This window comes from Paraburkholderia sp. J63 (assembly GCF_905220245.1).
In the GTDB taxonomy this organism is placed as follows: domain Bacteria; phylum Pseudomonadota; class Gammaproteobacteria; order Burkholderiales; family Burkholderiaceae; genus Paraburkholderia.
Window position 1 is genome coordinate 15,429 of sequence record NZ_CAJMZF010000001.1, and the last position, 13,807, is coordinate 29,235.

The window sequence follows — 13,807 nt, forward strand, 5'->3', positions numbered from 1 at the left end:
TGTATCGGTATAGCGTCGCTCACGGCTGGCGCGCCGGGTTGCCCCGTTCGGGCCGGCGCCGCGTGAAGAGATTCTCCAGCGCGTCGAAGAACGCATCGGCGAGCCGCAGATAACCCTGCCAGCTCAGCGTGATCAGTTCGACGAGCCCGTAGAGCGGCGCGTCCTCGCGCGGTACGTCTTCCCATTCGAGCCAGGCGTCGGCGCGGCCGAAGGTGCATTCGACGAGCCGCCGCTCGCGCTCCACGGTCAGGTCCTCGAAGCGCACGCCCAGGTGTCCGTCGGCCAGGCGCGCGACCACGGCCGGGAAGTCGTGCTCGAGCGTGCCGCGCGAGAGGCACACGCTCACGCGCTCGCCGGCCGCGAGCTGCTCCGCGCCGGCTTCGGGCGGCAGCACGAGGCCGAGGCCGCCCATCGAATAGTTCTCGGTCTTGCAGGCGAGCGTGCGGCCATCGGGCAGCGTCAGCATGGCGGGCACGCGCAGCGGAATGCGGTGCGCGACGCGCACCTGGCGCGCTTCCTTCGCCACGCCCACGGCGAGGCCGAGCACCGTGAGGTTCACGAAGGCCCAGAACAGGTTCATGAACACGGTGGCGGGCTCGTCGCTCTGCCAGAGCGTGAGCCGCCCGATGCCGGCCAGCACGGCGATCAGATTGATGCCGAGCAGCACGAGATAGGGCGTGGAGATGGTCCAGTCGAGATAGTCGTGCTCGATGTGGCCGCCCTTGGATGTCACGTTGAACTTGCCGAGCTTCGGGTTGATGAACGCCATCGTGGTCGGCAGCACGATGTACCAGGCGAGCACGCTTTCATAGGCTTCGGCCCAGAACGAATGGCGGTAGCGGCCCTGGATGCGCGAGTTGGCGATGGCGGCGATCACGAGATACGGCAGCACGTAGGCGAGGATCACCGGTGCGGGCGTATTGATCACGTGCAGCCCGAAGAACAGGAACGCGCACGGCATCACGAGAAAGATCAGGCGCGGGATGCCGTAGAAGAAGTGCAGCATCGCGTTGCTGTAGCACAGGCGCTGGAAGAACGAGAGCCCCTTGCCGAACCACGGGTTGTCGACGCGGAAGATCTGCGTCATGCCGCGCGCCCAGCGGATGCGCTGGCCGATATGGCCCGCGAGACTCTCGGTCGCGAGGCCCGCGGCCTGCACGGTGCGCAGATAGGCCGAGGTATAGCCGGCGCGATGCAGGCGCAGTGAGGTGTGCGCGTCTTCGGTGACGGTCTCCACCGCGATCCCGCCGATCGATTCGAGCGGCTTGCGCTTGATGATCGCGCACGAGCCGCAGAAGAAGGTGGCGTCCCAGAAGTCATTGCCGTCCTGGATCAGGCCGTAGAACAGGCTGCCTTCGTTGGGCACGCGATGGAACGTGTCGAAGTTGCGCTCGAACGGATCGGGCGAGAAGAAGTGGTGCGGCGTCTGCACCATCGCGCATTTTTGATCGGCGAGGAAGGTGCCCACCGTGGTCTGCAAAAACGAGCGCGTGGGGATGTGGTCGCAGTCGAAGATCGCGATCAGCTCACCATCGGTGAGCGGCAGCGCGTGATTGATGTTGCCGGCCTTGGCGTGCGTGTGCTCCTCGCGGCGGATATAGCCCACGCCCACTTCGGCGGCGAAGTCGCGGAATTCGTCGCGGTCGCCGTCGTCGAGCAGATAGACGCGCAGCTTGTCGCGCGGCCAGTCGATCGTGCTCGCCGCGAATACGGTCGGGCGCACGACCGAAAGCGGCTCGTTGTAGGTCGGAATGTAGATGTCGACGGTCGGCCAGTCGGCGGGATCGTCGGGCAATGCGCTCGGCTTGCGGCGCAGCGGCCACGCCGTCTGCACATAGCCGAACACGAGCACGACCCACGTATAGAGCTCGGCCGCGAACAGCACATAGCCCACGAAGGCTTCGGCGGGGCTCGACAGATGCAGCGTCTGGGTGCTGCGCCACCAGACGTAGCGGCCCGTCATGAGGATCGAGAGCATCACCATCAGCATGGTGGCGAGATGGCCCGGAATGCGGCGCGCGACCATCACCATGAGCCACACGAGGAAGAACAGCAGCACCTGGCTGCCGAGGGGCAGCGGCGTCGTGCAGATCGCGACCGCCGCGACGAAGGCGAGCCACAGCAGGCACTGGCGCAGGAAGGGCACGTGGTCGAGCGCGGCGGAGACCTGTTCGAGGCGCGTGCGCACGCCGTCCCAGTCGATGGCGGGCAGGCGCGCCGTGACCGTCGCATGGGCTTTGGCAACGCGCAGGTAGACGGGTTCGAGATGCTTGTCGAGCCACACGCGCAGCGCGATGCGGTGCGGATGCGGGGATTTGTGCAGCTTGCGCAGATCGGCGGCGAGGCGCTGGCGCGCGCGGCGCGGGCGCAGGAACAGGCGCAGGAGCCACGCGCTGCGGCTGCGGTCGTTGCCCATGTCGAGTTGCGTGGCGACTTCGCGGCCCAGCGCCGCGAATGCGAGCGCCGGCCAGTCGCGCTTGCCGGGGCGCGGCGGCCGGAAGAACAGGCGCAGCAGCCATTGGCCGAACGCGGCGTCGGCGGCGACGCTCAGTTCGCGCGCGCCCACCCGGCGCACGCGCGCCCAGAACGCTGTCCATAGCCCGATCGCCTGCACGCGCGTCATCGGCCCGCTCCCGTTGTGCTGGCGGACACGCTGTTCGGCGATTCGGCGCGCGTGTTCGTCGCCCAGTGCGAGATCCACGAGGCGATGCCGTTCAGATCGTGCGCGGCCTGCGAGGCGGGCGCGCTGCGGCAGAAGTTGGCGCCGCCCGCGAGCGCGGCGGGCACGCCCGTGTCGGCATGCACGAGATACGGCAGCATGGCCGGGCCCAGGCGCGCGCGCAGCAGCGCGACGAGATCGGTGTGCAGCGCGCGCGCGGGCACGATGGCATTCGCGACGAACGCTGCGCGCTTGCCCGCGCGCGCGAGCGCCGCGGCGAAGCGCGGCAGCGTCGCGCAGGCGGTGGCGTCGGGCGTGAGCACGCCGAGCACGAGATCGGCGGCATCGATCGCCTGGCGCGCGTGCGGCGAAGGCCAGGGCGCGGCGTCGATGAGCGCGATGCCGTTCGCCGGCAGGTCCACGCGCGCGAGCCGCTCGCGCAGCCAGGAGCGGTGGGCGTCGAGGTGGGCGGCGCCGTCGTCGTCGTCATCTTGCGGCGCGCTGCCCCAGGGGAGCACGAGCACGCCGTCGTCGCTTTGCAGCGCGGCGCGGGCCCAGCCGTCGCCGCCGGGGTTCGTGTCGGACGGATTCGTTGCGCGCAGATTCGTGACGAGGCCCTCGCGCGCGCTTTCGCGCAGGCCGAAATGCAGCGCCAGCACGTTGCGGGGATCGCATTCGACGGCGAGCGCCGCGTGCGAGCGCGCGGCTAGCAGGCTCGCGAGCGCGGCGGTGAGCGTCGTGCGGCCCGCGCCACCGACGGCGGAGACGATCGCGACGGTTTTCATGAGCGGGGCTCCGCAAGGTTGGCCGCGGCGGCTGGGGCGGACGGCGCGGGGGGAACAGTCGAGGGCCGGTGCATCACGACATCGGTGCGGCGCTTGCCGCGAATCACGAGGGCGCTGAGCTGCGGCGGCAATTCGAGCGGCCGCTGGCGGGCGGGCCTGGCCCAGTTGGGCACGAACTGGCCGAGGCGCAGCCGCCACGCGAGCCACCAGAGCGGCGCGGCGAGAATCAGGCCCCAGACGAAGTAACCGAGAAAGGTTTCCATATCAACGGCGTCCCTGGGCTTTGAGCGGCAGCGAAACCGGGCGCGGCTCGGCGCGTGGCGCTTCTTCGCTGCCGTCGGCTTGCAACGATTGCCATGCGGTGGGCGCGAGCGCGGGCAGCGTCGGCAGCAGGACGCCGCTTTGAGGCGCATCTGGTGTGGCGCCGTTGCTCGCGGGCGTAGTGGTGGATCTCGCGGCGTCCGCGCTGGCGCTGGCACTCGTGGCGCTGCCACTCGGCGTTTGCGGCACCGCCGTTTCTCCATTCGCGGACGTCTGCGGCCCGTTCGACCCATCCGGCGCATTCAGCGCGAGCCAGCCCGAATAGTCGGGCGGCGTCTGCGCCTCGATCTCGTCGGTCAGTGTCTCTAGCAGCGCCCCGATCGACTTCGGATCGCCGCAGCGCTGCTCGCCCTGAAAGAGCTCGGCGAGCGCCCGCTTGAACACGCGCTGGAGCACCGCGTCGGCGTCGCCGAGGCGGCACGCGAAGAAGAACACATAGAGGCTGTCGCCCGCCGCGGTCACGATGTCGCCCGCGCGCCGCAGCACGCAGGCCTTGAGCGCGTCCACGTGGGCCACTTCGGGCATCAGCGCGAGGCGGATCAGCACGCTCGGCAACTGGATCACGCGGCTGCGCTCCACGGCCGCGCCCACGAGCTCGACGAAGCGCGCGGCGCCCACATAGCCGGTCTCCTCGCCGTGCATCACGCCGGCGAGCGCCTGGCGGTAATCGGCGGGCACGGGACGCGAATACACCTGGCCCTGCAGGCTCTCGACGATCGCTTCCACCTGGGAAAGCGTCGTATGGCGCGGCACCACGCGGTTCGCGCCCAGATTGAGCATGAGCGATTCGTAGCGCATCGCCACGGCTTCCTCGCGCACGATGATCTTGAGCGCGTTGCCGCATTGCAGCCGCAGCGTATGGACCTGCTCGGCGAGCGATTCGAGCTGGCGGCTCGCGCCAAAATCGAGGATCACCGTGGCGGCGACGGCGGTGCGCGCGGCGACGAGCGCCGCTTCGTTGTCGTCGACCACCTGCCAGGCGGGCGGCAGCACGCGCACGTTGAGCACGGCGTCGCGCGAGACGATCACGCGGCCTTCGTCGGGCGCGAGCAGGCCCACAACGCCCGTCGAGCGCTCGAAGGTGCCGTCCGGGCTCGTGATCATGAGCCGATGATCGATTGCCGCAAAGCGCAGCGGCAGCGACTGGCTGCCGAGCACCGTTTCGCCGGCGCGCCAGAACGCCACTTCCCAATGGAACTGGCCTTGCGTCTGCAATAGTTGCGCGGCACCCGAGAAGCGCGCCTGGAAGGCGGCGAGTCCGGTCTGATCCTCGATGAGCCCCGGCGGCTCGGCCACGAGCAGCACGCCGTGGCGGTGCTGGGCGCACCAGTTCGCGAGCTGCGCACCCTGGCGCGCGAGCGTGGCGGGGTCGTGCCAGGTGAAGAAGGCCTCGGCGCCTTCGATGTAGAACTGGCTTGCGGGCGCCGCGCACTGGTTGGCGAGGGCGTCGAGCGCCTCGATCAGTACCTGCGTGCCGTCGCGGTCCGGCAGCGGGACGAGCGAGCAGACGTTGGCCCAGTGATGGGTCGCGCCGGGCCGGTCGATGTCGATGCCGTGATCGCGCAGCGTGGCCGCGATGCTCGCGCCGTCGCGCGTGGAGAGCACCGTCGCGGGGCCTTCGAGCGCGGCTGCGGCGGTCTGCCAGAAGAGCGCGTCGCGCGCGGGCGACGCGCCGGCGTAGACGACGTGCACCTGGCCCGCGCCCAGCGCGGCGAGCGCGGGCGGCAGGCCCTCGATGGCGAGCGGCGCGCGCTGCGAGAGGCGCGCGAGCAGCGACGGCTGCGACTCGCGGCCGATGGCCGTGCCGGGCGTCGCTACGCCGGGCGCCGCCGCGCCGGACGTAACGGCGCCCGAGGCAGCCGCGCGGGCGCCAGCCGGCGCCCGCGCGGGTTGCGTGGGCTGTGCCGGCTCGGAGGCGGGGTCGCGTGCGGGCTCGTTCATCGTCGTGTCTCGGGCAGCGCGGTTGGCGTCGAAATCTTCATACGATCTCTCAATAATCCGAGTATGGCCTCACTGGCGTCGGCGGGTAAGGGACCGGGCCATGCTGCGGCGAGAAGAAGTAGCGCAGATACACGAGGCCCACGTTCGGCGCGTAGTCGCGCGAGCGGTCGAGCCGGAAGCGCCCGCCCGCCACGAAATGCGGCGTGATGCGGTACTCGAGCGCCGCCTCGACCGCATAACTGAAGCCGCCGCCCGAGCCGCCGCCGAAGTACGGGTTGCCGGCCAGCGCCTGCAAGTCCGGCCGCGTGGGGAAGTACGGCGAGCGGTCCTCGTTCGTGAACGACATGCCGACACTGCCGTCGATCTCCCACGAGAGCTTGTGATAGCGGCCTTTCCAGTCGAGCGGGATGCCAACCGAGAAGTAGCTCTGCGGGCTGTAATAGCCGCCGTTGCCGAACGTGTAGAAGTGCTCGTTCTTCGAGTATTGCCAGTAATTGATCGTGAGGCCACTCGACACGTCCTGGTCGGGCCGCTTCCAGACCGTCCAGTCGTAGCCGCTGCGGACTTTGAACTCCTGGTTGGTCGGCACGTTGGAGCCGGTCAGGAGGCCGAAGCCGAGGCTCGTGAAAACCGTGCCGGGACCGAAGTCGTGTGCGCCGCGCACGGTGGCGCCGTTGCGCACCACGCCGCCCCACGTTTCGCCGGTAACGGGATCGCGTCCGCCCGCGTACGACACGAGGCTGCTCGTCATGGCACGGCGCGAGACATCGAACGACACCGACGCATGCGGGAAGTCGTAGCGATACAGGAACCCGCCCAGCACGCTCGTGATCGGGAAGCCGAGCGGCGTGGAGCCGATGTCGGCGCGCCAGCTCGTGTTCGCACGGTCGTACTGGTAGCCCGCCGCGAGCGCGACGCCCGTGGCGGTCTCGTTGATCGCGGGAATGTTCGCGTTGCCGAGCGCCGGGGCCTTGCCGTAGTCGTAGATGCCTTCGCTGCCGGCCGGCAGCGTCCCCGCGTTCAGATAAACCGTGTCGGCGTGGAAGAAATAGTGGCCCGTGTAGCCGTCCGGAATGCGCACATAGAGCGGAATTTCCGTGGCGTGCAGCTCCGAGATGCCGGAGTCGCCCGAGAGGTTCGACTGATACCACTCGGTCGCGACCTGCCCCTGGCGGCGATCCTGGAGCCCTTGCAGCGCGCGGCCCGCCGAAGTGAGGCCGTCGGTGCCGGGCTGCTCGCCTTCGGCCTGCTCCTGCGTGAGCGAACTGCGGTAGAGGCTCGCGGCCTCGTCGTAGTCGCCGCGCGACTGGGCCACACGGCCCGCCTGGGTGGTGACGTCGGAGCGGTCGGGGTAGCGCGCGCGCAGCGGGTCGACCACGTCCTGTGCCTCCTGGTCGAGCCCCTGCGCCGTGAAGCGCCGCGCGATGGACAGGCGCGTGTCCACGTCGTCAGCGGGGGTGTCGGCCAATACGTCGCGCACCATCTCGGCAGCCTCCCGGTCGCGGCCCATGCGCTCCAGCATACGCGCAACCGTCAGACGTGCGTCGGCATCGCCGGGCTGCTGCGCGAGCACCTGTTGCGCGGACGCCATCGCGCCCTTGTAGTCGCCCTTCGCTTCGAGCAGGTCGGCCTGCTCCAGCAGCCAGCGCTTGCTCGACTTGAGCCGCGCGGGCACGGCGTCGAGCGTGTGCTGCGCGCTCGTGAGGTCGCCGCTTTCGATCTGCCGGTCGGTCGCGCGCACGGCGAGGCGCAGCTCCTGATCGTCGAGATTGGCGCGCTGCTCGTCGGTGAGGCCGGGCCGCGCGCGCGTGGCGTCGATCCATTTGGCCCAGTCGTCGTCGCGGTTGGCGGCGGCGAGCAGCTCGCCGTAGCGCACGCGCGCGCCGTTGGCCGCCGGGTCGTCGGGGTGCGCCGCGAGCCAGTCCTGCACGAGCGCGAGGCCCCTGTCCGTTTCGCCGATGGCGATCCATTCGCGCCCTACCGAGGCCAGCATTTGCGGGTCGTTGGCCGCGTTGGCCTCGGCGGCGGCCGAATCGAGCAGCGCGCGCGCCTCGCCTTCCTTGCCTTGCGCGATCAGCTGGCGCGCTTGCGCGATCTGCTTCTGCGCCGCGAGGTTGCTCATCAGGTTGCGCATGCTGTCGCTGCGCTCGGCGGCTGGTACGGCGTCGAGCTGGGCGGTGGCGCCGTCCACGTCGTCCACCGAATTCAGATAGAGCGCCGTGGCGTAGTGCATGTCGGGCGAGGACGAGACCTTGAGGCCGTCCTCCATCACCTCGCGGCCGAGCGCGGGCAGCCCGAGATCGCGGTACTGGCGCGCGAGCGTGAAGCGCGTCCAGGCGTCGTCGGGCGTGAGGCGCACGGCGTCTTCGAGCTTCGCGATGGCCGGGCTCTTGCGGTTCTCGGCCAGCAACTGGTCGGCCTGGATCGAAAGCAGCTCGGCGTGCAGGCGCTTGAGCTCGGCCGTGGAGCCCGTGAGGCGCGGCGCCGTCGCGGTGATGAGCGGGCCGATTTCGTTATCGCGATGGGTTGCGCGCAGCACCGTCACGAGGCTGCGCAACGCATCCATGTCAGGCGTTTTCGCCTCGACGAGCGGACGCAGCACGCCTTCGGCCTCGGTCCACTTCTTCTGGGCGATGAGCGAGTCGGCGAGGATGCTCGAGGCGTCGGCGTTGCCCGGATCGAGCCGGAGCGCCTCGCGGGCGAGCGCTTCCCCCTCTTCGGGCTTGCCCTGGGAATTGGCCGCGCGCGCCTTCGCAATGGTGCCCCAGATCGTGGCCGTCTTTTCGAGGCTGCGCCACTTGCCCGCGTTGTCGGGGTCGAGCTGAAGCGCGCGGGCGAAGAGCTCGCGCGCCTCGTCCTGGCGGCCTTCGCGCAGCCGCACGAGGCCGAGCGCGCCGAGCGTCGCGCCGTCGTTCGGATTCGCGCGCTGGGCCGTTTGCAGCGACGCTTCGGCGTCCTTGAGGTCGCCGCGCTGCAGTTGCGCGAGGCCGCGCTCGCGCGCGGCTGCGCCTGGACCCGCCGGACGCGCGCGCGCCGAGCTTGAACCGCCGTCCGAAGTCTTGCCCGAGGCGAGACTCGCCGGCGGCACGTAATTCCTGCCGCTGGCCGCCGCCGCATTGGCCTGCGCCACGCCCTTCGGCCCGAGCTTTTTCGCGAGATCGGCGACGGTCTGCTGGGTGTCGGTGTCGTCGGGTACTTCCTGCAGGTAGCGCTGATACCAGACGTAGTAGGCCGGATCGTCGCGGCCCGCGCCGTTGAGCGCGCGGCGCCAGTATTCGAGCGCTTGGGCACGGTTGCTGTCCTGACGCTGATAGACGCGATAGATCAGGTTCAGGCCTTCCATGCGCGTGCTGGCGCGGTCGGTGAGCAAATCGCCGAGCATCAGCGCGGCGCCGGTGTCGCCCGGGTTCTGCCTGACGCGCGCGCGCAGCTCGTTGATGACCTGCACGCGGCCATCGGTTGTGCCCGCGATGATGCGGTAGTAGTCGCTGGCCAGGTCGCCTTGCGGCGGCCCGTTCGGGAACAGCTTTTTCATGCGCGCCGCGGCTTCGTCGCTCTTGCCCGCGCTCGAGAGCAGGCGGATCTGCGCGAGCTCGTTCTTGTCGACGGTGGCGACGCGGTACGCGTCGGCGAATGCCTGGGTCGCGCTCGCGTTCGGCGCGACTTTTTTCAGTTGCGCGAGGATCTTCGCCGCTTGCGCCGTATGGTTCGAGCGCAGCTCGATCTGGCCCATGAGCGCGAGCGCGTCGGCCTGCTGCGGATCGAACAGCAGAGCCTTTTGCACGAGGCCGCGCGCGACGTCGGGGCGGTTCTTCGCCATCCACATGCGCGCCGCCGAAAGCAGTTGCGCGGCCTGCGCCGTGGGCGCGGCGGCGTTCGCGGCGGGTTGCGGGGCGTTCTGCGCATTCGCGGCACCGGGTGCACCCGGCGCGCCTGGCGCGCCTGGCGCATTTTGCGCGCGCGCGACGCACGGGAGCGCCGCAATCAGCAGCGCGAGCAGCGGCGTGCGCAGCGGCGTGCGCAGCGGCGTGAGCGAGGGCGCGCGGCGCGGCGCGTTCGCGCGGAAGGTCAGCGCGGTGCCGGGCATCGGGTCGTCCATGCGGGCGCGACGCGGCCTTGCGCGTCGAAACGGTAGAGGCCTTGCAGATAGCCGAGGCCGAACAGCATCAGCACGCTGCTGTAATAGCCGGGCGGCGACTTCTGCGCGAGCGTGCGGCTGCGTGCGACCTGCGCGTCGGCGAGGTCGGTGCGGCCCAGCGCCGAAAGATACGGGGCGACCGCGGCCGAGAATCCGCCGTTGCCTTCGTTCGGACCGGCCGCGCCGGTCTGCGTGTTCACGCGCTCGGGCGGGAAGCCGTGTGCCGCCACGAACGCCGAGAGCGGCGCGAAGGTGGCGAGCGTGGCGCTGCGCAGCGGGTCGTCGTAAGCGAGCATGCCCGCCCACAGGTAGACGCGGATGGCGTTATAGGCGCTTTCGGCATGGGTCGGCTCGTCGGGGGCGAAGGCGCCCTTGCTGCCGCTCTGCGCGCGATAGACCACCCAGTCCGGAGAGTAGCCATGCGGCGCCGTGTCGTTGACGAGCTTCGTCGAACTCGCGAGCATCGCCTTCCATTCGGGCGCTTCCGGAGCGCTCTGCAGCGCGAGCGCGAAGCGCCGCATCAGTTGCAGCGGCACGTAGCTCGGATTGAGCCGCCACGAATTTTTGTCGAGCTTGAAGCCCATCGGGCCGGGCAGCACCGTGCGGCCGAGGCCCGGCAACTCGGCGGTTTCCTGGCGCACGACGTTGCGCGCCATCAACATGCCGAGCGCGGTGTAGCGGCGCACGTTCCAGAGGCGTCCCGCTTCGAGCAGCGTATAGGCGATCCAGAGGTCGGCGTCGCTGGCGGAGTTCGTGTCGATCACGCCCCAGGCGGGCTTTTGCGTCTGCGTGCCGCTCGCGCCGCTCGCCGTGGCGTTTGCGGAAGCGCTGGACGCTCCCGAAGCGGGCAGCGCCGCGCCGTCCTCGCCGATATCGGTGCGCCCCCAGATCCACGCGGGCAGATGCGTGGCGAGATCGCCCTGGGCGAGATTGTTCTCGGTCCACGTGAGGACCTTGTCGAAGCTCGCGCGATCGTTCGCGACGAGCGCGAAGAACAGCGCGTAGGACTGGCCCTCGGACACGGTGACCTGGCGCGGCGTGCTCGCATCGATCACGCGGCCGTCGGCGCTCAGCAGATCGTGCTTGAAGGTCTCCCAGTCGGGCCACGCGCAGGCGGCCGGCTGCGTTGCCGATGCCTTCGCCGCGCCACCTGCGGCCGCCGTCGTGGGCATACCGGCTCCGGCCGTGCCGGCCGCCCAGGCCGCATCGAGCGGCAAAAGCGGCGCGAGCACGCAGGCGCCGGCCGCGAGCCAGCGCGCGAGGCTGGACGATGCGCCACGCACGGTCAGTCTCCGGTGCGGCGCGAAGCCATGCGGCCGAGCGCCCAGAACACCGTGAACGCGACGATGAGACCCGCGAGTATGCCCGCGAGCGCCATCAGCGACGGATAGCGCGAGATGTGCACCCACAGGCGCGCATACCACGGCAGGTCGCCGACGAAATAGCGCTCGCCCACGCGCAGGCCTTCCACGTCGCCGTGCCGCACGACGCTCAGGTCGCCGTGCATCTGCGCGACCTCGCTGCTGTCCTGCAAGGCGTCGAGCACGTCGCCGAGCTGCGCCGAGGACGTGCTGGTGAGCGCCACCACGCTGCGATCCGAGGTGAGCGGCGACTCGAAGCCGATCAGCGCCGCCATCGGGCCGCCGAGCGAGACGATCGAGCGGCCCTTGGGCGTGGCTTCGTCGTCGTCCTCGGTGCCGCCGAGCCAGTCCGGCCAGCCGGCCTTCTGGTCGCGCGTCGCCACCTCGGTCTTGCCGCGCTCGATGAGCAGAGGCAGGTCCTTGCCCCACTTGGCGAGCAGATTCGCGGCGGAGCCCGAGCCGATCACGAGCAGGTCGTCGCCGCTCACGCTGTCGATCTGGCTCGCGGGCACGAGCTTCACGCGCAGCGCGGGCAGGCCGGTCCACTGGCCCATGTGGCCGAGCATCGTGAGCACGGCTTCCTGATCCTTCGCGTCGGGTGCGTCGGGGATCACGACGGCCGTTTCCGAGAGGTCGGCCATGCGCGTGAACGGATAGCCGCTATTGGCGAAGTAGGCGAGATTCGGCAGCGCCGTGTAGTGCGCGAAGCCGCTGAAGTCGATCACCGAGTCGGGGTCGACGGCGGCGCGCGCGACGTCGGCGGCCGTCGACGAGCACAGGCCCGTCTTCTGCGAATCGATATGGAACTGGAACTGGAACTGGTTGTTCGAGCCCACGCGGAACGCCGGAATCTCGAGGTTGCTCGACGCGCGCGCATCGGTGCCCGAGAGCAGCGGCACGGCGATGCGCGTTTCGTCGGAGGCGCGCGTGACCGGCTTCAGGCGCTGCGAGCGCACGAGCTGGTCGTTGATGCTCACGTTGAGGATCGAGTCGTTCCACGTCGACGGCGCCGTGTAGCGATAGCGGATGTCGAGCGGCACGTTGCTGTGCGCCCACGCATAGAGGTCGGCCGGCACGCGCATGTTCACGCGGATCGCGGGCGGGTTGTAGCCCGAGACCTGCAACTGCTGAGGATCGCTCACGAGCTCGCGTAGCATCACGGGGCGGTCGGTGGGCACCCAGTTGGGCGCGTCGTAGGGCTGGCGCGCCGGGCCCAGATCCACCGACTGCACCACGACGCTGCTGCCCGCCATGCCGGCCTGGCCGAGCACGAGCGCGTCGGCGGCCTTCTCCAGCTCCTCGGGCGTGCGGCCCGCGAGCACGAGCAGCTTGCGGCCCGCTTGCGGATCGGCGGCGGGATTGTTCATCACCGTGATCGTCGGGCCCTTGATCTCGGGCAGCGTGATGCCTTCGGGCACCTGGCCCGGCAACGCGAGCGCGATGGCGTTGGCGTCGGCGGGCGCTGTGCGCGTGACCGGGAAGCGCGCGCCGCGATAGCTCGCGAGCGCGCCGAGCCACGACGAGACCACGCCGGCCGCGCGCAGCGTGGGCATGCCCGCGTTGGCGGCGAGCACGAACGGCACGCGCAGGAGGCTGCTGTCGTGCTTGTCGAAGAACGGCGCCGGCAGCAGCCCGAGACTGTTGGGCAGATCGATGCCCACCGTGTTGAGCGTGAGCGTGCTTTCGGGCGCCACGTCAGTCCACAGCGTCGAGTGATACGGGTCTTCGCAGTGATCGAGCGTGTAGTGCGCGATCATCTGCACGCTGATGTTGTTGAAGTCGGTAAAGAGACGCGGATCGAGGTTGATCTCGCTCGTCACCAGTTGCCCGGCGGTTTCCTTCACGAGCGGAATGGTGGCGACCACTTCGCCGTTCACGAGCACCCGCAGATGCGAGAGCGGATAGATGAGCGACGGCGAGTAGGTATAGACGAGCCGCAGCTTCGCGCTGGTGACGACCTCGTCGGTACGCACGCCGACATTGAGATAGCCCGTGGGATCGAGCCCGCGCAATTGCAGCGGGCCGTAGCTGCCCAACTGGCGCAGCGTGAAGACGTGCGTGCGCGGCGGGCCCATCGGCGCGGGCGCGCCATTGGCCGCGCCGACGGGCATGGCGATCGTGCCGGGCGCCGTCTGGATGACGGCGGGGCCGCTGCCGCCCGCGGTGTTCACGAGGGTGCCGGGCACGCCGCCCAGCGAGGCGTCGGCGGAATCGCCCGCAGCGCCCGAGGCTGCCGTTGCCGGCGCGGCGGGCGCCGCGCTGGACGCTGCTGCGCCGGGAGTCGCTTTGACAGCCGGCTTGTCGGCGGCGAGAAGGCTGGACGCCACCAGCAATCCAGCCGTCAGCGCGCCAAGGCGGACAGGTACGGAAACTCGCATCGCAAACGGCCCCTTGTTTTGTTCGCGACGGCCACGTCCGTTACACATCGTCAGCCGTCTGGTGATAGTGGCGGTCTCGCGTCGCCCGCCGGGCACTGCGCTGACACATCGATATCTCGAAATTCGTCGGAGTTTATCTGACTATCATCAAAAGCGGCAGATGATTGCTCACCGTTTATCGCTGGTTAATCGTTAAGCATTGTTAGTTGACAGGGGGAATTGGC

The 13,807-nt window shown here is 69.9% G+C and carries 7 protein-coding genes; all 7 read right to left on the bottom strand.

All coding sequences use genetic code 11. The annotated features are described in order from the left end of the window. Positions 1-19: 19 nt before the first annotated feature. The 7 genes from bcsA to bcsB all read right to left on the bottom strand — a co-directional run bounded on the left by bcsA (position 20) and on the right by bcsB (position 13,583). Positions 20-2,623 carry a UDP-forming cellulose synthase catalytic subunit gene (bcsA, locus tag U5775_RS00070; RefSeq protein WP_322056081.1) on the bottom strand — a complete coding sequence of 868 codons (2,604 nt, stop codon included), beginning with the start codon at positions 2,621-2,623 and terminating at the stop codon, positions 20-22. Further along, positions 2,620-3,444, bottom strand: coding sequence for a cellulose biosynthesis protein BcsQ (bcsQ, locus tag U5775_RS00075; protein ID WP_322056082.1), 825 nt, complete (start codon positions 3,442-3,444; stop codon positions 2,620-2,622). The genes bcsA and bcsQ overlap by 4 nt, the downstream gene beginning before the upstream one ends. Continuing rightward, positions 3,441-3,707, bottom strand: a complete 267-nt coding sequence (locus tag U5775_RS00080) for a hypothetical protein (protein WP_322056083.1) — start codon at positions 3,705-3,707, stop codon at positions 3,441-3,443. The genes bcsQ and U5775_RS00080 overlap by 4 nt, the downstream gene beginning before the upstream one ends. 1 nt (position 3,708) lies before the next feature. Next, positions 3,709-5,706 (bottom strand): cellulose biosynthesis protein BcsE, encoded by a 1,998-nt coding sequence (gene bcsE, locus U5775_RS00085; protein ID WP_322056084.1) that lies wholly within the window; start codon positions 5,704-5,706, stop codon positions 3,709-3,711. Positions 5,707-5,755: 49 nt separating this feature from the next. Then, on the bottom strand, positions 5,756-9,805 hold the full coding sequence (locus U5775_RS00090; protein ID WP_322056085.1) for a cellulose synthase subunit BcsC-related outer membrane protein: 4,050 nt from the start codon (positions 9,803-9,805) through the stop codon (positions 5,756-5,758). Next, positions 9,775-11,016, bottom strand: a complete 1,242-nt coding sequence (bcsZ, locus tag U5775_RS00095; RefSeq protein WP_322056496.1) for a cellulose synthase complex periplasmic endoglucanase BcsZ — start codon at positions 11,014-11,016, stop codon at positions 9,775-9,777. The genes U5775_RS00090 and bcsZ overlap by 31 nt, the downstream gene beginning before the upstream one ends. A 113-nt stretch (positions 11,017-11,129) precedes the next feature. Beyond that, positions 11,130-13,583: a cellulose biosynthesis cyclic di-GMP-binding regulatory protein BcsB gene (bcsB, locus tag U5775_RS00100; RefSeq protein WP_415913480.1), complete on the bottom strand. Its 2,454-nt coding sequence runs from the start codon at positions 13,581-13,583 to the stop codon at positions 11,130-11,132. Between the last annotated feature and the right edge of the window lie 224 nt (positions 13,584-13,807).

Excerpts from the sequence above, each read along its gene's own strand:
- bcsA (WP_322056081.1), bottom strand. The coding sequence starts at position 2,623 with ATGACGCGCGTGCAGGCGATCGGGCTATGGACAGCGTTCTGGGCGCGC.
- bcsQ (WP_322056082.1), bottom strand. The coding sequence starts at position 3,444 with ATGAAAACCGTCGCGATCGTCTCCGCCGTCGGTGGCGCGGGCCGCACG.
- U5775_RS00080 (WP_322056083.1), bottom strand. The coding sequence starts at position 3,707 with ATGGAAACCTTTCTCGGTTACTTCGTCTGGGGCCTGATTCTCGCCGCG.
- bcsE (WP_322056084.1), bottom strand. The coding sequence starts at position 5,706 with ATGAACGAGCCCGCACGCGACCCCGCCTCCGAGCCGGCACAGCCCACG.
- U5775_RS00090 (WP_322056085.1), bottom strand. The coding sequence starts at position 9,805 with ATGGACGACCCGATGCCCGGCACCGCGCTGACCTTCCGCGCGAACGCG.
- bcsZ (WP_322056496.1), bottom strand. The coding sequence starts at position 11,016 with ATGCCCACGACGGCGGCCGCAGGTGGCGCGGCGAAGGCATCGGCAACG.
- bcsB (WP_415913480.1), bottom strand. The coding sequence starts at position 13,583 with ATGCGAGTTTCCGTACCTGTCCGCCTTGGCGCGCTGACGGCTGGATTG.